This window comes from Clostridium sp. MD294, assembly GCF_000364165.2.
Lineage (GTDB): Bacteria > Bacillota > Clostridia > Lachnospirales > Anaerotignaceae > Coprocola.
Genome location: NZ_CP097810.1, coordinates 1,045,805 through 1,066,089 on the forward strand (window position 1 = coordinate 1,045,805; position 20,285 = coordinate 1,066,089).

Annotated in this window: 19 protein-coding genes and 1 other annotated feature (1 of these 20 cut by a window edge); of the genes, 1 reads left to right on the forward strand and 18 read right to left on the reverse strand. The window is 31.7% G+C overall.

Annotated elements, in window-relative coordinates:
* Positions 1-15: 15 nt before the first annotated feature.
* The 18 genes from C820_RS05120 to rsxC form a co-directional block, all read right to left on the reverse strand.
* Entirely contained in the window at positions 16-348 is a 333-nt protein-coding gene (locus tag C820_RS05120) for a DUF1294 domain-containing protein (RefSeq protein ID WP_004037559.1), read from the reverse strand.
* A gap of 1 nt (position 349) precedes the next feature.
* Complete coding sequence (locus tag C820_RS05125) at positions 350-745, reverse strand: methylglyoxal synthase (protein WP_004037557.1); 396 nt, start codon at positions 743-745, stop codon at positions 350-352.
* Between the two features lie 310 nt (positions 746-1,055).
* The gene (gene rodA / locus C820_RS05130; protein ID WP_004037555.1) at positions 1,056-2,198 is read right to left on the reverse strand and encodes a rod shape-determining protein RodA; all 1,143 of its coding nucleotides are present in this window, start codon (positions 2,196-2,198) and stop codon (positions 1,056-1,058) included.
* Positions 2,199-2,389: 191 nt separating this feature from the next.
* Complete coding sequence (gene minE / locus C820_RS05135) at positions 2,390-2,677, reverse strand: cell division topological specificity factor MinE (RefSeq protein WP_004037552.1); 288 nt, start codon at positions 2,675-2,677, stop codon at positions 2,390-2,392.
* 21 nt (positions 2,678-2,698) lie between these two features.
* Complete coding sequence (gene minD, locus C820_RS05140; protein ID WP_004037550.1) at positions 2,699-3,496, reverse strand: septum site-determining protein MinD; 798 nt, start codon at positions 3,494-3,496, stop codon at positions 2,699-2,701.
* Between the two features lie 390 nt (positions 3,497-3,886).
* Complete coding sequence (minC, locus tag C820_RS05145; RefSeq protein WP_004037548.1) at positions 3,887-4,531, reverse strand: septum site-determining protein MinC; 645 nt, start codon at positions 4,529-4,531, stop codon at positions 3,887-3,889.
* Between the two features lie 15 nt (positions 4,532-4,546).
* A complete protein-coding gene (locus C820_RS05150) occupies positions 4,547-7,396 on the reverse strand; it encodes a penicillin-binding transpeptidase domain-containing protein (protein WP_004037546.1) in 2,850 nt (949 codons plus the stop codon).
* A gap of 28 nt (positions 7,397-7,424) precedes the next feature.
* Entirely contained in the window at positions 7,425-7,937 is a 513-nt protein-coding gene (gene mreD / locus C820_RS05155) for a rod shape-determining protein MreD (RefSeq protein ID WP_004037544.1), read from the reverse strand.
* Positions 7,934-8,788 carry a rod shape-determining protein MreC gene (gene mreC, locus C820_RS05160; protein ID WP_004037542.1) on the reverse strand — a complete coding sequence of 285 codons (855 nt, stop codon included), beginning with the start codon at positions 8,786-8,788 and terminating at the stop codon, positions 7,934-7,936. Before mreC ends, mreD begins: the two co-directional genes overlap by 4 nt.
* A gap of 23 nt (positions 8,789-8,811) precedes the next feature.
* Positions 8,812-9,840, reverse strand: a complete 1,029-nt coding sequence (locus tag C820_RS05165; RefSeq protein WP_004037540.1) for a rod shape-determining protein — start codon at positions 9,838-9,840, stop codon at positions 8,812-8,814.
* A 217-nt stretch (positions 9,841-10,057) separates the two neighbouring features.
* Positions 10,058-10,678: a nucleoside triphosphate pyrophosphatase gene (locus C820_RS05170; protein WP_004037538.1), complete on the reverse strand. Its 621-nt coding sequence runs from the start codon at positions 10,676-10,678 to the stop codon at positions 10,058-10,060.
* A gap of 175 nt (positions 10,679-10,853) precedes the next feature.
* Positions 10,854-12,863 carry a methyl-accepting chemotaxis protein gene (locus tag C820_RS05175; RefSeq protein WP_004037536.1) on the reverse strand — a complete coding sequence of 670 codons (2,010 nt, stop codon included), beginning with the start codon at positions 12,861-12,863 and terminating at the stop codon, positions 10,854-10,856.
* Positions 12,864-13,024: 161 nt separating this feature from the next.
* On the reverse strand, positions 13,025-13,873 hold the full coding sequence (locus tag C820_RS05180; protein WP_004037534.1) for an RnfABCDGE type electron transport complex subunit B: 849 nt from the start codon (positions 13,871-13,873) through the stop codon (positions 13,025-13,027).
* 18 nt (positions 13,874-13,891) lie between these two features.
* The gene (rsxA, locus tag C820_RS05185; protein WP_004037532.1) at positions 13,892-14,470 is read right to left on the reverse strand and encodes an electron transport complex subunit RsxA; all 579 of its coding nucleotides are present in this window, start codon (positions 14,468-14,470) and stop codon (positions 13,892-13,894) included.
* A gap of 15 nt (positions 14,471-14,485) precedes the next feature.
* Entirely contained in the window at positions 14,486-15,085 is a 600-nt protein-coding gene (gene rsxE / locus C820_RS05190) for an electron transport complex subunit RsxE (protein WP_004037530.1), read from the reverse strand.
* Positions 15,085-15,645 carry an RnfABCDGE type electron transport complex subunit G gene (locus C820_RS05195; protein ID WP_004037528.1) on the reverse strand — a complete coding sequence of 187 codons (561 nt, stop codon included), beginning with the start codon at positions 15,643-15,645 and terminating at the stop codon, positions 15,085-15,087. Before C820_RS05195 ends, rsxE begins: the two co-directional genes overlap by 1 nt.
* Positions 15,642-16,607, reverse strand: coding sequence for an RnfABCDGE type electron transport complex subunit D (locus C820_RS05200; protein WP_035296788.1), 966 nt, complete (start codon positions 16,605-16,607; stop codon positions 15,642-15,644). The genes C820_RS05195 and C820_RS05200 overlap by 4 nt, the downstream gene beginning before the upstream one ends.
* Before the next feature lie 16 nt (positions 16,608-16,623).
* Positions 16,624-18,003, reverse strand: coding sequence for an electron transport complex subunit RsxC (rsxC, locus tag C820_RS05205; RefSeq protein WP_004037524.1), 1,380 nt, complete (start codon positions 18,001-18,003; stop codon positions 16,624-16,626).
* A 672-nt stretch (positions 18,004-18,675) separates the two neighbouring features.
* Between rsxC and pdxR the strand changes: the two genes are divergently transcribed.
* Entirely contained in the window at positions 18,676-20,106 is a 1,431-nt protein-coding gene (pdxR, locus tag C820_RS05210) for a MocR-like pyridoxine biosynthesis transcription factor PdxR (protein ID WP_004037522.1), read from the forward strand.
* A 48-nt stretch (positions 20,107-20,154) separates the two neighbouring features.
* Positions 20,155-20,285 (forward strand) — a binding site (T-box leader) (it continues 98 nt past the right edge of the window).

The window sequence follows — 20,285 nt, forward strand, 5'->3', positions numbered from 1 at the left end:
GGCTTTTATTTTGTATCATATCCATGTCATGATATAGCTGCTTGTCGCTTCTGGAAGTAACAAAAATGTTTTTGACTTAGAAAAAAGTAATATCCATAATATAATTTGAAAAAACAAAGCTAACACAAAAATTACATAAAAATACCACTTTTTTGTTTTATGATGAAATAACTTCATAGATAAAAAACCACCTATACTGCCACCCAATAATGCTAGTATAAAAAGAGTAGCTTCAGGAATACGTCGCTTTTCTTTTACAGCACAATGTTTGTCAAAACCCATTGTAAAAAATAATGCTATATTTATAATGAGTGTATAGATTAATAATATTTTTATATACAAAGACATATCATTTCACCACGTTTCTCCAATCTAAATCACCCCTGTCTAAAGCAAGAAGCAATATTTCTGCTGTAGCTAAATTGCTTGCAAGAGGAATGTTGTGCATATCGCAAAGACGCAATATAGAATTAATATCAGGTTCATAATTTTTTTGTGTTACAGGGTCTCTTAAAAAAATTACTAAATCAATATCATTGCTGGCAACTTGTGCACCAAGCTGCTGTTCCCCACCTAAAGGGCCTGCTAGATATTTATGAACAATAAGATTTGCAGTTTCTTCTACAAGACGACCTGTTGTACCAGTAGCATATAATTCATGTTTACAAAGTATATGACGGTACGCAATACAAAGATTTTCCATCAATTTTTTTTTGTTGTCGTGTGCAATTAAAGCTATATTCATAATTCAAACTATTACGAAAAAATTATAATAAATGATAAACTTTTATAATATTATTAAAAAGTTTATTTCTATTTTATTATAATGCTGCAAGTTTTGTCGTAATTTCTCCTTTCTTTATTTTTTATATCTTTTGTGATATATAACGCTGCAACCTGCGTTTTCTTTTGTGAGAATTTTTAACTTGTCATTAGATAATTGGTGTTTCATTTATCTAAAGTATAGTTATTATCAAAACGAACAAAATGCTCGTATTGTTTTCATCACATTTGCACATAGTTCAATCAATTTTAAAAGAGTATGGAAGTAAATTTTAAACCCCCTCAAAAAGCGATTTGGAACGTTTCATACCGATATTTAATACTAAACCAATTGCAGTCATATTTGTCCACATGGAACTACCGCCATAGCTAACAAATGGCAAAGACATACCTGTATTTGGCATAATGCCTGTTGCAACACCAACATTAATAAATGTTTGGAAAGCAATCATACCAGCAACGCCTACTACAATGAGCTGGCTAAACAAATCACGAATAGATACTGCTATTAATATACAACGAAATATGATAAAAAGCAACAACAACAATACAATAGCACAACCAATAAATCCAAATTCTTCTCCAATAACAGAAAAAATAAAATCATTATGAGGTTCAGGCAAATAACTTAATTGATTAAGAGTACCTTGATAAAGTCCTTTTCCATTAAGCTGACCAGAACCAATAGCATTTATTGCTTTTTCTGTTTGATAATAAGAGTCCATATCACGGCTAGGGTCAACAAATGTTAATATTCTTGTAAATTGATGAGGTTTTAATATTTTGTCCATAATAAATGGTTTTTCAAGGCTAACGTCCCATAATACAAAAGCAATTGCTGGTACTACAATGTAAAGCACAAGCCTTATAATTTTAAAATCAATGCCAGCTACAAACAATGTAATACATAATATTGCAAGAAGTACGAGGCTAGCAGAAAGAGAAGGTTGTTCTTGTATCAAAGCAACAGGAATAACAACACTAATACAAACCAATAAAAGAGTAGGAAGTTGATTAATTTGTTCCTGCTTTTTTGTTAAAAGTTTAGCCAAAAAAAATATCATAATTAATTTCGCAAATTCAGAGGGTTGTACATTAATAGGGCCTATGGCAATCCAGCGAGTAGCACCATTTACATTTGAGCCTAAAAATAATACAGCAACTAATAACAATATATTTAATAAATAAAAAAGTATATAAAATTGAGATAAAGCTTCATAATCTACAAGAGAAGCAATTATCATAAGAGCAAGACCTATAACAAACCAAATCATCTGCTTATAAAAATTATCAGGGTCTGCACCTAAATTAATATGTGTAGCACTACCAATACATATAATACCAAATATAGATAGTATACAGATAGCACCAATTAGCCAAAAGTCTAAATTAGAAAGCTGCTTTTTTACATTCATAAAAGAAAACCTCCTATATAAAAATGTATACGATAATGTTGTAAATTTGTTTTATAAATTGATTTATAATGAATAACATCAATAAAGTATCCACCACATAAAAAGAACAATGTTTTGCAAAATCAGATAAAATAATGACAGACCGAAAAAAATTCGGTCTGTAATAAGCAAAAAATAAAATATGTATTATTTTAATCTTGACTTACTTTACGCATACTTTTGATAGGAATATTGGCATAAAGCACAGGAACAGTACCTGTATTATCATCAGATTGTGTTTGTGTAATTTGAATATCTAATTCTTCTTCATCAATTTCCATATAATTAGATATTACTTTTATAATATCTGTTTTTAACATTTCTAGTATTTGAGAAGAACAGTTTACACGGTCATGTACTAATACTAATTTTAATCTATCTTTTGCTACATTTTTTGATGCAGTACTATCTTTCTTTTTAAAGAAATTAAGAAAATCCATTAAAAAACACTTCCTTTATCTTTAACTACGACGAAATTTTTTAAAAATTTTATTAAAAAGACCTGCATCTCTTTCAAAACGCATAATAGGGACATCTTCTCCTTGTATCCTTTTAACAATATTGCGATAAGCTTGTCCGGCAAAAGACTCTTCATCTGTAACAGCAGGTTCTCCTTTGTTTGTTGCCACAACAATACTTTCATCATCTGGTACAACGCCTAATATTTCAATAGCAAGTATTTCTGTAACATCGTCTATGCTCATCATATCACCACGTTTTACCATATCTACACGAAGCCTGTTTAAAATTAGTGTAGGGTCATTTAAACCGCTTGCTTCCAAAAGGCCTATAATTCTGTCAGCATCTCTTACAGCAGATACTTCTGGTGTTGTAATTACGATTGCTCTGTCTGCACCAGCAATGGCATTTTTAAAACCTTGTTCAATACCAGCAGGGCAGTCTATAATAATATAATCAAATTCTTCTTCTTTTAAATTTTCACAAAGTTTTTGCATTTGTTCAGGTGAAACAGCATCTTTATCTCTAGTTTGTGCAGCAGGTAATAAAAATAAACTATTGTAACGTTTATCTTTAATCAATGCTTGCTTTAGTCTACAATTACCTTCTACAACATCTACTAAATCGTAAACAATGCGATTTTCCAGTCCCATAACGACATCTAGATTTCTTAGTCCAATATCTGCATCTACAAGTGCAACTTTTTTACCAGTGAGTGCAAGACCACAACCAATATTTGCACTGGTGGTTGTTTTACCAACACCGCCTTTTCCACTTGTTATAACGATAACTTCACTCATGTATTGTTCCCCCTAGTTCTGGAATTGACTTTTTCCGCTACTGCGGTTCATCATATTTTTAGCATTTCGACAATGTAAGCCGAAAATGAATAATTTTTCAAACTGTTTTCCATTTAATATAAAAATAGCTTGTATATTTATATATTAACAAAAGTATTACCATTTTGCACTCTTTTTTTTTAGCAAATTATGATTTACTGTATTAAAAAACGACAGAAGATACAAAAAACACATTATTTTTACTATGGAGAGGTCCCCAAGCCTCACAGAAAATCATTATTTTTTCCATACATTTTTGATATGCTGCAAGCCTGAAAAATACTGGAGAGAAATTGCTTTTTGAAGCAGCATATGACGACGCTTTTGATTTTGTTTGTGAGGCTGTGCTCTTCAAGCAAGAGGCATAACATATATTTGCCCCTCCTCTATATAGGCAAATTCTGGCGGTTTAGGCCCTTTTTTGTTTTCTTCTGGAAAGCGTGTAATAATGTCTGCAATACGCAACTGTACAGGTATCATATATAATGCAGAAACAAAAGCGTCCGTCATACCGTTGCAACCAGCATGTGCAATTCCTTTTAGCTGTCCTAATATTATAATATTTCCGGAAGCTTTGACTTCTCCACCAGGATTTACATCTCCTATTACTACAACACTACCATCAAATGTAAGACATTGTCCAGAGCGTATAGAACCTTTGTGATATTTTGTAATATAATATTGCTGCATATCATCAGGTAAAGTAACACCTTCAGGTATTGTTTGGGTAGTATCTTCTTTTTTTCCATCTCTAATAAATGTGATGTTCATAGTAGTGTGTTCTGTAATAATATCTAAAAGAGCAGTTTCTTCTTCTTGAGAAAGTGTTCTTCCTTGAAAAGCAATAGAAGTTTTGACGCCTTCAAAAAATTTAGCAGACTCTATTACTTTTTTTTCAAAAAGTTCTTTTAGTTCTGAAAAAGAAATATCTTGCTGCAATAAAATATTGATACCATCTTTTGTACCTTTAAACATAACAAAATTTTCTTGTTTCATAATGATTTCCCCCCATTATTGTGTGAGTATATTTTCCATATAATGATTTTCAGGCTGATAATTTAAACCCATATAATCCCTTATAATTTCTCTTGCAATAACTGCTGCTGGCGAGCCAGAAATTTCACCATAAGGCAGTAATACTGTAATAGCAATTTGTGGGTCATCATAAGGTGCAAAGCAAACAAACCAACTGTGAGAGCTTCTGGATTTATCTTCTTCAGCTGTACCAGATTTTGCTGCAACTTGTATAGGAAAATCTCTAAATATTGCACGTAATGTTCCTCTTTGTCCAGATGTAACAAGAAGCATACCTTGATGTACAATATCTAAATTTTGCGGTTGTAATTCTAATATATTTTCTACAACTTCTTCTACTTTTTGTGTAGTATTACCCTCAGCATTTACTAATTTAGATACTAAGTGCATTTTGTATCTTGTGCCACCGTTTGCTAATGTTGCAATATATTTTGTCATATGAATAGGAGCATAATTGTTTACAGATTGCCCAATATAAGTACGTATGGAGTCGGCATCTGTCCATTGTACTTGAGATTGTGAGGCGTTAGGATTGATAGTGCGTATAGAACGTTCTTTGTGTGCTGGTGTAGCCATCATAGGAGAACTTTCTCCTATTTCTATACCTGTTTTATCATTTAATCCAAATGCTGCCATATATTCATTTAATGTAGAAATACCTTGTAATGTAGTGCCTTCTGAAGCATTTCCTAAACGATAGGCAAGTTCATAAAAGAAATAATTACAAGATACTTCCAAAGCATGAGCTACATTAATGGCACCATGTGTGCCACCACTGCTGCCATAAATCCAACATTTTGGATAAGGCTTTGCAGCTTTTGTAAAATAACCTAAATCTCTTATGGTAGTGTTAGGTGCAATAACACCTGTTTCTAATCCTGCTAAAGCTGGTATCATTTTGAATGTAGAACCAGGAGCTTTTCTTTCTGACATAGGTCTGTTTACAAGTGGTGTTGTGCTTGCTCTATGAATTAAATCAATATAGTAGCTGTTATTAAAATTGTTAGAAAACTCATTTGTATCATAAGATGGATAAGTGACACTTGCTAAAAGTTCTCCAGAGTCTACACGAGAAATTACAACAGAACCAGTACAAGGGTCTAAATTGGTATCACCAGGTGTTAGTTCTCCAGAGTCTAATTTATCATTGATAACTTGCAAAGGAGAAATAATACCATTTTGAATATTAAATAAATATTGTTCGTCTGCTGTAAATTTTCCTTGTTCAATCAATACTAGTATCAGTTGTTTTTGAGAAATTTCTCCTCTGTCAATAGCTGAAGTTAATGTTTGTAGTGCAAAATCTCTCGGATTTGCCTTTCCTTGTTTTTTTTCTTCTTCTGTAAGTTCTCTCAATTCAAATGTAGGGTCTTGCTCTAGTATTTTTTGATATAAAATATATTGTTCTCCTTCCACAGAATTACATATCTTATCAATAGAAATAGTGTTATCAGCAAGCATACGACTAAATAATTCTTGCAATGTAGTACCACCACCATTAAGTTTTGTTTTTATAACATCTCTCAATGTATTTTCTAGTATATCATAAGCGGATTTTTGAAGGCGAGCATCTAATGTTAAAAAAACATCTTGACCAGAAACTGGATTTTTAGACTCTATAGTATTCATACGACGCCCCATACTGTCTACTTCTACTATCATTTCTCCATCTTTACCATTCAGTTCTCTTTCATAAAGTGACTCAATACCAGATTGTCCTACAATATCATTCATAGTATATATTTTGTTGCCTTCTTCGTCTACATCATCTTTATAAATTTTATAGTTAGCATCTGTCATTTTTCTGGTATACCCTACAATGTGAGCAAAATATTTTCCCATAGGATAATCTCTTAAAGAATTTGTTCCTATGATAATACAAGGAAATATGTCATTCATTTCTTCTACATTTGCAAGTGTTTTTGTAGAAACATCTAGTGCTATAGTAACAGGTTGATAACGATAAAAACGCTGTAAATACATAGCATAACGAATACCGATTGCTTTTCTTACAATATCTATAGGTAACTCTTTAGGAATACCAAAATAATCTTGTAAATAAGTAACAGTTTGTGTAGCATCATAAGACTGTTCTTCTGTTGTTGTCATTTGTACTGTATTTTTCCAAGAAAGTTCTTTTCCTTTGTTGTCATCAAATAAAAAGCTATAAGGTTGTTGTTGTGTAATGGGCAAATCGTCTACTAATGTTTCATTATTTTCTTCTAGTATTTTCAATAAAGAGAGTACCATAAGATTTCTGTCATTGACAGAAATATAAAATGAAATCATACTTCTTTTTTCTTCCTCAGAAAATTGAGAAGGAATATTCAGTTTACTTTCAAAATAAGTAAGTATTTCTTCTGCAGAACTATCCATCATGCTTTTAGGAATACCAATATCTTCTTTCCAATCTTGTTCTTCTTTTACCGTTTTAAATTGAAAAGAATAAGGTTTTGATTTTGAAATAGGTAATGTATCTGTTAAGGGCAGATTTTTTTGTTTCATATAATTTACAAAATCCATAACTAATTTTGATTTATAGCTTGATAAATCTAATGTAATGCTATCATCAATTTGTATAGAATAAGCCACATGATTGACAGCTAAAGGACGACCATAACGGTCATAAATTGCACCACGTGAAGCAGGTAAATTTACTTGTCTGAGTATACTTGTTGTTAATTTTTGTTCATATTCTTCTCCATGTATTATTTGTAATAAAAACAAGCGAGAAATTAATATTGTAAAAAGAACAATAATACTACAAAGTAACATAAAAATTCTGTTTTTTGAAAATTCTTGTATTCGTTCTTGAAATCTGTTCATAAACGTCCTCCAGTAAAAGGGGAAGCCTTTAAAATAATCTGTATTTGTATTTTTCTTTTAGTTCTAACCATTCATTTGTACCAAATAAAATACGATATAAAGGAATAGTAAATATACAGGAATAAACGGTTTCTGGTAATAATGTGTTGCTTAATATATATAAAAAGTTTAATTGTCCTCGAAGTAGAAAACTAATGATATATATAATAGTTTCATATAAAAAAACGGCAATAGCACATAACATCATAGGAAGAATATAATTTTCTCTGTAAAAATCGTGATTGCCTCTACCAAATAAATACCCTGTAACAATGTTAAGAAGTGTAAAACAACCTATTGATGTACCAAAAAATATATCCTGCAATAATCCCGTAAAAAAACCAACAATAGCACCTTCTGTACTACCTCTTAAAAGAGCATAAGAAACAATTAATATAATTGTGGTGTTTGGTATCACACCACGTATTTCAATATAATGTAATACAGTAGACTGTATTAAAAAATTTATGATAATAAATATGGCCGTAATAAAAACCCTCATTGTGCTTCCTCCTGTGTATTTTGCTGTAATACATCACCAATGACTAAAAGGGTATCTAGATGTTTAAAATCAACATAAGGTTCAATAATGGCATATTTAGTTAAACCGTTTGCTTCTGTTCTAATTTCTTTTACTTTGCCTATTGTAATACCAGGAGGGTATACATCGCTGAGGTGAGAGGTGACAATTTCGTCACCTTCCATAATTTCAGCCTCAGAGTCAATATATTCCATACGGCAAAGACCATTGTTCATAAGAGAATATTCTCCTTTTACAACACCTAAATCTTCTGTTCTTTGGCTCATGGCAGGTACAGAGCTTCTACTATCTAATATAGATAAAGCTTTAGAATAAGTATCACCACTCTCTATAATTTTGCCTACTAAACCATTAGGAGAAGTTAAAACCATATTTGCTTCTAAACCATCATTTTTGCCTTTATTTATCAAAAAAACATCATACCAGTTACCAGGGTCTTTTGCAATAATTTGTGTGCCAGTTGTTTGATAATCTGCATATTTTTGAGAAATTTTTAATAATTCAGATAATCTTTGATTTTCAGTGCCATATCTTCGTAATCTTTTATTTTCCGTTTCTAATAAAGCAATTTGTCTTTTTAACTGTTCATTTTCTGCTGCTAAATTGTCTTTGTTTTGTATCCAGTCAATTTTACTGCCAAACCAATTTCCTACATTTGTTGTTAATTCCTGTACAGGAGTAATTACAAAACCAAGAGCACTTTCTACAAAAGTCGCTTTTGTTTTTCTGCCATAAGTGACAAATATTACAACAATGAGTATTGCAATGGTGGCTAACATAATTTGTTTTTTGTGTTCTTCAAAAAATTCCACAATACATACTCCCTATACTTTAATTAAAATCTTATTTTTCTTGGTGAAATCAATACTGCTTTTAACGTGTCAATATGTTCTAAAACTAAACCAGTACCTGTAGCAACACAATTTAGAGGTTCATTCCCTATGTGTACAGGCATACCTGTTTCATCAGAAATTAAATAATCAAGTCCACGTAATAAAGCACCTCCTCCTGTTAATGTAATACCACTTTCCATAACATCAGCAGCTAACTCTGGAGGAGTTGCTTCTAATGTTTGTTTTATAGTATCAATAATAGAGTAAACAGGTTCATGTAAAGCTTCCATAATTTCAGTAGATGTTACAACTACTGTTTTTGGTAAACCAGAAAGAAGGTCACGCCCTCTTACATTCATTTCACGTACTTCATCAGTAGGATATACACAACCAATGCCAATTTTAATTTCTTCTGCTGTTCTGTCGCCAATAGCAAGATTAAATTCTTTTTTGATGTAATTTACAATATAGTTGTCTAATTCATCACCTGCAATACGAAGGGAAGTGCTTGTAACAATACCACCTAATGATATTACAGCAACTTCACTTGTGCCTCCGCCAATATCTACAATCATACTACCAGTAGGTTCTTCTACAGGTAGACCAGCACCAATAGAAGCAGCCATTGGCTCCTCAATTAAATAGGTATCTTTGTCTTTTGCGCCAGCAGAAATAGCTGCTTCTAATACAGCTCTTTTTTCTACTTCTGTTACACCAGAAGGTACACAAACAACTACTCTAGGTTTTGGGCCAAACATAGAGCGAGGGCAAGCTTTGTTTATAAAATATCTTAACATAGCCTGTGTTGTATCAAAATCTGCAATCACACCATCTTTCATAGGGCGTATTGCTACAATATTGCCAGGTGTTCTACCTATCATGTCTTTTGCTTCATTGCCAACAGCAAGAACTTCTTTTGTTTGTAAGTTGATTGCAACAACAGAAGGCTCATTTACAACAATTCCTTTTCCCGGCATATATACAAGGGTGTTAGCAGTCCCTAAATCAATTCCCATGTCTTTTGAAAACATAAAATTTTCTCCTCTCATTTGTGTTATATAAATTTAGTATTTTCAATTTTATTAAAACTAAGCAAAATATTTTTTATAAATAGATATATATAATGATAAACAGCTTACTTGTAATCATACCGCTTTTTTGACTGTATTTCAATAATAACATTTTTTTTGTACACAAAGAAATAAAAAAAGACGGCTGTAAATCAATACGAACCGCCTAAAATAAAGTTTATTGTGGTTTAATCCAAAAATCTATCATATCAATATTATGTTTTAATAAAGATTTATTTAAAAGACGAAGGGGTAAACCAGCAAGTGTATAGTAATCGCCATAAATATGTTCAATTAAAAGAGCACCTTTTCCCGTAATGGAATAACCACCAGGCCTATCATAAGGTTCGTCTGTTTCTGTATAGGCATCAATCATTTTATCAGAAAGATGGTGCATATAAACATCTACACCATCTACATAACTGTCTGTTTCATAAGAACCATCAGCATGATGATATATTACAGTTAAACCTGTATAAGTTGTATGTTTTCGTCCTTGTAATTTTTTGAGCATAATAACAGCATCTTGTTTATTTTTGGGACGATGTAATATTTTTCCAAAATCTGTTACAACGGTATCTATACCAAGTATAATAGCCTCTCCTTCTACTCTGTCTAAAACAGACATTGCTTTTTGTGTTGAGATAGATTTTACCCATTCATAAGGAGAATATTCGTTATCAATCTCAATTTCTTTTTCTTCAATTTTGCAATGTAGTTCTTCAAAAGGGACATCTAATTGTTTTAATAAATTTGCTCTAGAAAAAAGATTTGTTGCTAATATTAATTTCTGTAACATGGTCGCACCTCTTTAGGATTTATAAATCAATTTAACAATACTATAACATTATATCATATTTTTTTGAAATGCAAGATATTTTATTAAAAAATATGTATAAAATAAAAAAATAATGATAAAAAATAATTTATTTTATTATAATATTGTAGTTAGTATAAAACAATGTTTTTGAATACTATTGTTTATCAATTAAATGAAATTGATTGACAAGTGTTTTCATATTTTCTGCTTCATGAGAAAGTTCTTTGCTTGTTTGAGCACATTGTTGTGCAGCTTCAGAATTTGTTTGTATAATGTTTGATATTTGCTGTATGTTGTTTGTTACTTCCTGCATATCAGTATATTGTGCAGAGTAAGATTTCGAAACAAATTCAATAGTATTTGCAACAGTATGTGTATCTTTTAAAGTTTCATTTAAAGATTGTGCTGTAATATCTGCTGTAGAAACGCCATTATTAACAGCAGCTATAGAGTTTTCAATAAGTATTCTTGTATTTTTTGCAGCTTCTGCACTTTTTTTAGCTAAATTTCGCACTTCTTCTGCTACTACAGCAAAACTTTTTCCATAAGAGCCAGCTTTTACTGCTTCAATAGAAGCATTTAGAGCTAATATATTTGTTTGAAAAGCAATATCTTCAATTGTTCCAACAATATTTTCAATTTCTTGTGAAGAAGTATATATATCAGACATAGCTGAAATCATTTGTTTCATTTGAGTGTTGTCTTGATTTAATTTTTTGCTTACAGATTGTGTTAATTCACTTGCCAATTTACATTGTTGAGCAGATTGTTTTATATTTTCTGTAATTTGATTGATATGACTCACAAGAGCATCAATCTGCACAGACTGTTCTGTTGCTCCTTGACTTAATAATTGTGCATTGTTAGAAAGTTCAAAAGAGCCATTAGAAACTTGTAAAGAAGAATGGGTAATTTGCTGTATTATATTGTTCATATTTTCTGTAATATAATAAAAAGCCGTTTCAATTTCAGAAAATTCTCCATAATAATTTTGTTTGGTATGTATATTTAAATTACTATTTGAAATTTGTGTTAATATAAAAGAAATTTCTTTTATTATGTCATTTAAATATTTTGCTGTATTTGAAAAAGTTTGTGCGAGTATACCAATTTCGTCATGATATTTTGGTATAATGGAAGTGCGTAAATTTCCTTTTTCAATTTGTTTTGCAATATTTATAATTTCTTTTAGTGGGTGTAATCTATTAAAAAGCATTTTAATAGATAACAATATAGAAATAACTAATGCTATAATAAATACAAATAAATTGATAAATATTTGATGTAACAATTGCTGTGATATTATATTTTTAGGAAAAACAAAGCCAATTGTCCAATTGGAATTTTCTTCTTTTACTGCAACAAAATATTTTTCTTTTCCATCATAATCTTTATATAATTGTATGCTGGAATTATTTGTAATATCATTAAGAAAGTCTAATTCAGAAAAATCTTGTATATTTGTTGTTTTCATATCTGTTGTTTGATAGTTAGAGTTATAGTGAAATAAAATATTATTTTCATTGTCCAATAAATAAAAATAAGAACCATCTGAGGCAGAATATTCATTTACAATATCTTTTACAGCATTAATAGATAAATCACGAGCAATAATGCCGTAAAGCTCACCATTTTTCTCTTTTAGAGGCATTGCTATAGTGATAACAATAGAAGTGCCATCTGTAGCATCTATATAAGGAGTAGAAATATAAAGACCATCTTTTTTGATAGTATTGATATAATAATCTCTTTCTAGTGCATTAAAATCTTCATCAGGTATCCAACCATCACCAGAAATCATTTTTCCTGTAGTTAAAACAACGTAATCTGATACTACACCAAAATCAGCACCAAAATTTGTAGATTGTTCTACAAGCTGAAAAAGTTGTTCTTCGCTGCGTAATTCTAAGGGAGTAGAAAGTATAGAATTTCCTACACTATCAATTTGAGCAATTCTAAGGGAAAGCCAATCATTAATAGATTTTTCATAGTAGTTTAAAGTATATTCTATTGTTTTCTGCATAGAATTTGTAATTAATTGTTTTGTAGTAAAATAATTAGATAAAAATATCAATGAAATAGAAAAAATCATTATAATACTGATAAAATAAGCAATACTTGTAACCAAAGAATGATATTTTTGAGTAGTATGATTTTGATGCACAAGAAAACTCTCCTTTCTTGACTTTAAAACATTTGTTTATACTTCTTTACAATTCCATTTTAATTATCTACTGACATTTTATTGTTTGCTATGTAAGATATAAAAATAGACATCAAAGAAATAAAAAAGGCCTGCTTTATAAAGCAGGCCTTTTAAAGAATTTATTCACTTTTTGCTTCTGCTACTGGGGTGTCTGCTTTTGGAGCAGCAGGCTTTTTGCCTGTCAAGACACCTTTTGGACATTTATTTGCACAAATGCCACACGCTTTACATTTGTCATAATCAATTACTGCTAAATTATCCACAACGTGTATTGCATCAAAAGGACAATTTTTTTCGCAAATTTTACACGCAATACAACCTGCAGAACATACAGCATTTACATTTTTACCCATGTCTTTAGAAGAACATTGTACTTTTACTTTCTTTTTGACAGGAAGTAATTCAATAATGTGTTTTGGACAAGTAGAAACACATTTACCACAAGAAACACATTTATCTTTATCAATTACAGCAATGCCATTTACAATTTCAATTGCATCAAAAGCACAAGCTTTTTTACAGCTTCCTAAACCAAGACAACCATAAGTACAACTTTTTGCACCGCCACCAGCTAATTGCATAGCCATAGTACAATCATCTAGACCAAAATATGTATATTTTTCTTTTGCTATATCGCAAGTACCTTGACATTTTACAAATGCTGCTGTTGGCTCTGCTGAACCAGCTTCTATACCCATAATAGAGCCTATTTTTGCTGCAACAGCTGCACCACCAACAGGACAAGCATTTACTGGAGCTGTACCAGCAACAATAGCAGCTGCACAACCACCACAGCCAGGAAAACCACAGCCACCACAGTTTGCACCAGGCAATGCTTCAAGCACTTCTCCAAGTTTTGGGTCTTCTTCTACAGCAAATAATTTGCCTGCATAACCAAGGCCTGCACCAAGAACAACACCCAAGCCGCCAATGCTTATGATTGGGTTAATAATATTCATAATATCCATTATTTGCACACTCCTTGTTTAAATTTTGATTAAGCCCTGGAAACCCAAAAAGGCGATTGACATAATACCAGCTGTAACAAGTGCCAAAGGGAAACCATCAAATGCTTTTGGTGTATCATTAAATTCTATTCTTTCACGAATACCAGCAAATAGTATAATAGCAAGTGCAAAACCTGCTGCACCACCTATACCATTTAATATTGCTTCAATAAAGTTATAACCTTTTTGCATATTTACAACAGCAACACCTAATACAGCACAGTTTGTTGTAATCAAAGGTAAGAAAACACCAAGTGCTTGATATAAAGAAGGTGAAGATTTTTTCAAAAACATCTCTACAAACTGCACTAATGCAGCAATAACCAATATGAAAGCGATGTTATAGAGATATGTAATATTTAATGGTACTAATATAAAGTTATAAACCATATAAGCAGCTGCACAGGCAATTGTAATAACGAATATTACGGCAACACCCATACCAGTCGCTGTTTCTACCTTTTTGGAAACACCAAGGAAAGGGCAGATACCTAAGAACTGTGATAAAACGTAGTTGTTTACAAAAATACCAGCTAATACTAATAATATCAAATTCATTTATTTTCCCCCTCCTTACGCTTTTTTCTTATTTTTGAAGTAATTTAACAATCCCATTAAGCAACCAAGTGTAAAGAAAGCACCAGGTGCCATAACAAATAATAATGTTTTTGGGAAAGCATCTGGTAATACAGTAACATTGAATAATGTACCTGCACCAATAAATTCACGTACAAGACCTAAGAAACCAAGTGCTACTGTAAAGCCAAGACCCATACCAATACCATCAAATATAGCATCAATAGGGGAATTTTTAGAAGCAAATGCTTCTGCCCTTGCCAATATCAAACAGTTAACAACAATCAAAGGAATGTAAAGACCTAATGATGCGTTCAAAGAAGGCAAATATGCCTGTAATAAAAACTGTATGATAGTAACGAATGTTGCAATAACAACAATGAAACAAGGTATTCTAACTTTGTCTGGAATAACTTTTCTTAAAAGAGAAATAAACAAGTTAGAACAAATTAAAACGGCTGCTGTAGAAAGTCCCATACCAATACCGTTTATAGCAGAACTGGTAACAGCCAGTGTAGGACACATACCAATAACCTGTGAAAATGTTGGGTTTTCGTCTATAATACCATTTTTAATTATTTTAACTGGATTGCCCATTAATTAGCACCTCCGTTTGCATTTACCCATTGTACTGCTTCGTTTGCACCATCAGAAACAGCTCTAGAAGTAATTGTAGCACTTGTAATAGGAATAATTTCGCCACCATCTTTTGTTACTTGAATGTTACCAGATTTTCCAGCGAATTGTTCATAAAAATCAGGTGATGTAGCCAATGCACCAAGTCCAGGTGTTTCAGCATGAGATAATACTCTTAAACCAGTTACAGTACCACTCATGTCAACACCAACCATAGTAGATACTTCGCCACCAAAACCACTTGGAGCAGTTGTTAAAACATAACCTATTGTTTCTCCGCCTTTTGTTGCTATAGCAACTTTTTTAATAGTACCTTCTATTGTATCGCCATTTGCAGTATCATAAAGTGTTTCAAATTCAACACCTTCATCAGGCATAACTGCTGCCATAGCTTCTGCTTCTGTTTTTGCAGACTGTTCTTCAATAGCTGCTTTTGTTGTTTCGGAAACGATACCTAAAAGCATTGCTGCAACAGCTGTAATAATCAATAATACGAATGCTGGTCTTGCAATATCTTTCATGATTTTTTCACCTCCAAAGCACCAAATATCTTAGGTTCTGTGAAGCGGTCAATCAAAGGAACACAAAGGTTCATAATTAATATAGAGTAAGAAACGCCTTCTGGATAACCGCCAAATATACGAATTAAAGTGGTAAGTAAACCACAGCCTAAAGCCATAATAATCTGACCAACAGGTGTAACAGGAGAAGAAGCATAGTCAGTTGCCATAAAGAAAGCACCTAACATTAAACCACCTACAAGAATTTCATATTGAGGAATTCTGACACCGTTTCTACCAATCAATGCTGTTAATATAAATACTGTTGCAATATAAACAACAGGAATTCTCCAGCTGATTACATGTCTTACGATTAAATAAACACCACCGATAATTAAAGCAATAGCACTTGTTTCACCAATACAACCACCAACTGTACCAACAAGAGCGTTTACCATATCGCCATTTGTAGCTGATGTAATTTCTCCAGCTTTTAATAAAGCGAGAGGAGTTGCTACAGATACAGCATCTACTGCCTGACCAGCAGGAGCAGGCCATGTTGTCATAGCAGTTGGATAAGAAGCTAATAAAAATGCTCTTGCTGCTAATGCAGGGTTAATAAAGTTTTGACCTAAACCACCAAAAAGTTGTTTTGCAATAATAATAGCGAAAGCACTACCAACAATAGGCATCCAATAAGGAGAAGATGCTGGCATATTCATTGCTAAAAGTAAACCTGTTACGGCTGCACTTAAATCTGTAATGGTAATAGGTTTTTTCATCAATTTTTGATATAAATATTCAAATAACATTGCTGAGGCTATGGAAAGCACCATAATTACCAAAGCGTTAATACCAAATACATAAATACCCATCAATGCTGCGGGAGTTAGTCCGATTAACACATCACGCATAATGCCCTGAATAGAGTCCTTAGAACGGACATGAGGGGTACCTGATACTATAAATTTATCCATTTTCATTTATCCCCCTTTATAATTAACTTTTTGCTTTTGCAGCTTCTGCTTCTGCTCTTGCTTTTGCAGCAGCAGCGGCTTTTTTACCAGCTTCAATTTTCTTTGTTGCACGGATAGACTGTGCTAACTGACGTTTTGCGGGACATTCAAAAGAACAACTTCCGCATTCAATACAATCTAAGCCATGATGTTTTACAAAGTTTTCTCCATCGCCACGAATTGCAAATTGATTAAGCATAAAAGGCATTAAGCCCATTGGACAATGGTCAACACATTTTGCACAACGAATACAGTTTCTTTCTTCTGGAATAAAAGCTTCTTCTGCTGTAAAGCATAAAAGACCAGAAGATGTTTTTACTGTAGCTACGTCAAGTGTGAAAAGAGTTGGACCCATCATAGGACCTCCAGCAATCAGTTTTGCAGGTGGATTATCTTCTTTAAAACCGCCTATTGCTTCAACAATATCTCTCATAGTCATACCAATTCTGATTTTGTAGTTGCCTGGATTTTTTACAGCACCACCAGTTATTGTCATAATTCTTCTCATAAGAGGTCTGCCCCTGAATAAAGCTCTTTCAATAGCAACAACAGTATCTACGTTGTCAACAATACAACCAGCACTAGCAGGTAAAGCACCTGATTTTACTTCTCTTTTTGTAATAGAATAAATAAGGTGTTTTTCTGAACCTTGTGGGAATTTTGTCACAAGAGGTTGTACAGTAATGTTTGAAATACCTTCACAGGCTTTTGTCATTGCTTCAATTGCTTTTGGTTTGTTCATTTCAATGCCTATTACACCTTTTGCATTAGGGTGTAATTTCAGCATTATTTGTAATCCTCTTACTACTTTTTCAGACTCCTCAAGCATAATGCGGTAGTCACAAGTTAAATAAGGTTCACATTCTGCTGCATTGATAAGTATGTAGTCAATAGGCTGGTCTTTAGGAGGGTTTAGTTTTACGTGTGTTGGAAAACCAGCACCACCTAAACCAACCACACCAGCATTTTTGATGCAGTTAAGAATTTCTTCATTGCTCATAGTAGTATAATCATGAGCTTCATTGAGTCCTTCTACTTCTACCATTTTGGCATCATTTTTTACAACAATAGCTTTTACCATGTTGCCACCTGGAACAAGCATAGGACGAATATCTACCACTTCACCAGAAACACTGGAGAAAATAGGAGAAGACATAAAAGCAGGTGATTCTGCTATTTTTTGTCCTACCTTTACATAGTCGCCTACAGCAACTAATGGTTCACAAGGTGCACCTATGTGCTGGGACATAGGGAAAAACAATTCTGAATTTTCTTTTGGGAGTATCACTTTGATAGGCTGTTCTGCAGAAAGTGCTTTGCCATCTGGTGGGTGAACTCCACGTTTGAACGTTAAAGCTTGCATAGTATCCCCCTCTGTTCAATAAATTTTTTTGGTCAATTTTGACTGTTAGAGTAATGCAATTTTACTATAAATCATACAAGTGCATAAAATGAACAAAAATTATTTTAATACAAAATGAAATACTTCTCAACCACTTTTTCAGAAAAATTTCTTTTTTCATAAAAACATAGCATTTCCGTGTAGTATAATATACAAACAACGAAAATACTTTTTTGTCATAACTATAATTGCTATAAGAGAAGAAAATACTCTATCAAAATATTTTGTATGCAAATTGTATGTTCTAGTAACAGTTTACTATTATTATTACAAAAAGTAAATGATAATTTATTACAAATTGATAATTTTTTGTAAATAAAAAAATTTTTTTTTATTTTTGTACAAAAAATAGAACAATGTAAAAAAGTATACCATAATTACTAGTAATAATAGTGTAATAGTAGATTTTTTAATGATATGATTGCTATACTACAAAAGAATTTGATAATATATATTCAAAATAGTATGATAAAAAAGTTAGTTGTAGAATAATAACTAGCAATCTAATTTTGGTAAGTTTTTTATAATAGAATAACTTTTGACTTTTTCAAATATATTTAACTAAAATAAGTAATTATTTTATATAAACAATTTAAAGTAATAAAAACAAAAGTGAAATAAAGGAGAATAGATATGAACTCATTTCATTCTATCGTGATAGATAAAAAAATAGAAACACCATTGTATCAACAATTAGCAGAAGGACTTTGTCATATGATTGAGCAAGGGATACTTCCAGCGAATAGTAAATTGCCTCCTATTAGGAGAATGGCATCAAAACTTCATGTCAATGCAGTTACAGTAGTAACAGCATATAAATATTTAGAGCAGAAAAAAGTAGTATATTCATTAGTAGGAAGTGGTACATATGTATCTCCTTTACCCATAGAACAAATAGAAAAACCTCTTGTATTAGAGCAGACAAAAAAATTTGAAAAACAAAGCAGTATAGAAAATGCTATTAATTTTGTAGATACTTCTATGCCACAACATTTATTTCCTGTAGAAGAATTTAAAGAAGCATTTGATACTGTTTTGAGTAGAGAAAAAGGGAAAGCATTTGAATATTTGGATAGTATGGGATATATGCCTTTAAGACAAATGCTATGTCAGTATTTGCAGGAATATGGTATCTATGCCTCAGCGGAAAATATACAAATTATATCTGGAGCACAGCAGGGTATTGATATTATATCAAAAGCACTTGTAAATTATGGAGATACTATATTTACAGAAAAACCTACATTTTATGGAGCGTGTGGAGCATTTTTGTCAAGAGGAGGAAATGTCATTACTGTAACTATGGAACAGGATGGTATTAATATGTCAGAACTTGAAAATTTATTAAAAGTATATCACCCTAAATTTTTATATATTATGGCATATTTTCAAACACCAACAGGAATTTCTTATAGTATGGAAAAAAAAAGAAAACTATTGGAATTAGCAGAAAAATATCGTTTTTATATTATAGAAGATGATAACCTTTATGATTTTTATTATGGAACAGAAAGAATAATACCTTTAAAAGCATTAGATTATAAAAATAAAGTAATTTATATTAAAAGTTTTTCGAAAATATTAATGCCTGGACTGCGTATGGGATTTATGCTTTTGCCTAAAAAATTGTTGGAAAGTGTTCAGTCAGCAAAATATACAACAGATATATCTACATCGGGATTTTTACAAAAAGGAGTAGAATATTATTTGAGAAAATACGGCTGGCAATATCATAGTTCTATTATGAGAAAATATGGAGGAGAACAGTATCGTATGGCAATCAGTGCAGTTAAAAAACATTTAGAAGGAAAAGTAACGTTTTTACTTCCAGAGGGAGGAATAAGTTTGTGGCTAAATTTGCCTCCAGAAGTTGAAGCAGAAAAATTGTGTACTATGCTTATAGAAGAAAAAGTTGTTGTAGCACCAAGTAGTCAGTATTATATGGGACAAAAAGAACAGGAAAGTATTAGAGTTTGTTTTAGTAATGTAAAACAGAGAGAATTAGAGCAAGGTATGAAAAAAATAGGCAATACCATTGATAAAATATTAAAAAATGCCCCTTGACAATATATTAGAGTGTCGTTATAATTTTTTATACAATAAATAAAAGAGAAAAATGGTATAAAAAGAAGTAGTACACAAAAATACAGCTTTTCAGAGAGAAACGAAAAAGGTGGAAGCGTTTTAAGTATGATTTGTGGAAGCAGTCTTTTTTGCAATAAAAGTTGTAAACAGCAGGGCGG

Coding starts and splice junctions, on each gene's coding strand:
- C820_RS05195 (WP_004037528.1), bottom strand. CDS start 15,645: ATGAAAGATATTGCAAGACCAGCATTCGTATTATTGATTATTACAGCT.
- C820_RS05150 (WP_004037546.1), bottom strand. CDS start 7,396: ATGAACAGATTTCAAGAACGAATACAAGAATTTTCAAAAAACAGAATT.
- rsxA (WP_004037532.1), bottom strand. CDS start 14,470: ATGAATTTGATATTATTAGTATTAGCTGGTATTTTTGTAAACAACTAC.
- pdxR (WP_004037522.1), top strand. CDS start 18,676: ATGAACTCATTTCATTCTATCGTGATAGATAAAAAAATAGAAACACCA.
- rsxE (WP_004037530.1), bottom strand. CDS start 15,085: ATGGGCAATCCAGTTAAAATAATTAAAAATGGTATTATAGACGAAAAC.
- C820_RS05200 (WP_035296788.1), bottom strand. CDS start 16,607: ATGAAAATGGATAAATTTATAGTATCAGGTACCCCTCATGTCCGTTCT.
- C820_RS05120 (WP_004037559.1), bottom strand. CDS start 348: ATGTCTTTGTATATAAAAATATTATTAATCTATACACTCATTATAAAT.
- minD (WP_004037550.1), bottom strand. CDS start 3,496: ATGAGTGAAGTTATCGTTATAACAAGTGGAAAAGGCGGTGTTGGTAAA.
- minC (WP_004037548.1), bottom strand. CDS start 4,531: ATGAAACAAGAAAATTTTGTTATGTTTAAAGGTACAAAAGATGGTATC.
- minE (WP_004037552.1), bottom strand. CDS start 2,677: ATGGATTTTCTTAATTTCTTTAAAAAGAAAGATAGTACTGCATCAAAA.
- C820_RS05165 (WP_004037540.1), bottom strand. CDS start 9,840: ATGTTTTCAAAAGACATGGGAATTGATTTAGGGACTGCTAACACCCTT.
- rsxC (WP_004037524.1), bottom strand. CDS start 18,003: ATGCAAGCTTTAACGTTCAAACGTGGAGTTCACCCACCAGATGGCAAA.
- C820_RS05125 (WP_004037557.1), bottom strand. CDS start 745: ATGAATATAGCTTTAATTGCACACGACAACAAAAAAAAATTGATGGAA.
- C820_RS05180 (WP_004037534.1), bottom strand. CDS start 13,873: ATGGATATTATGAATATTATTAACCCAATCATAAGCATTGGCGGCTTG.
- mreD (WP_004037544.1), bottom strand. CDS start 7,937: ATGAGGGTTTTTATTACGGCCATATTTATTATCATAAATTTTTTAATA.
- C820_RS05170 (WP_004037538.1), bottom strand. CDS start 10,678: ATGTTACAGAAATTAATATTAGCAACAAATCTTTTTTCTAGAGCAAAT.
- rodA (WP_004037555.1), bottom strand. CDS start 2,198: ATGAATGTAAAAAAGCAGCTTTCTAATTTAGACTTTTGGCTAATTGGT.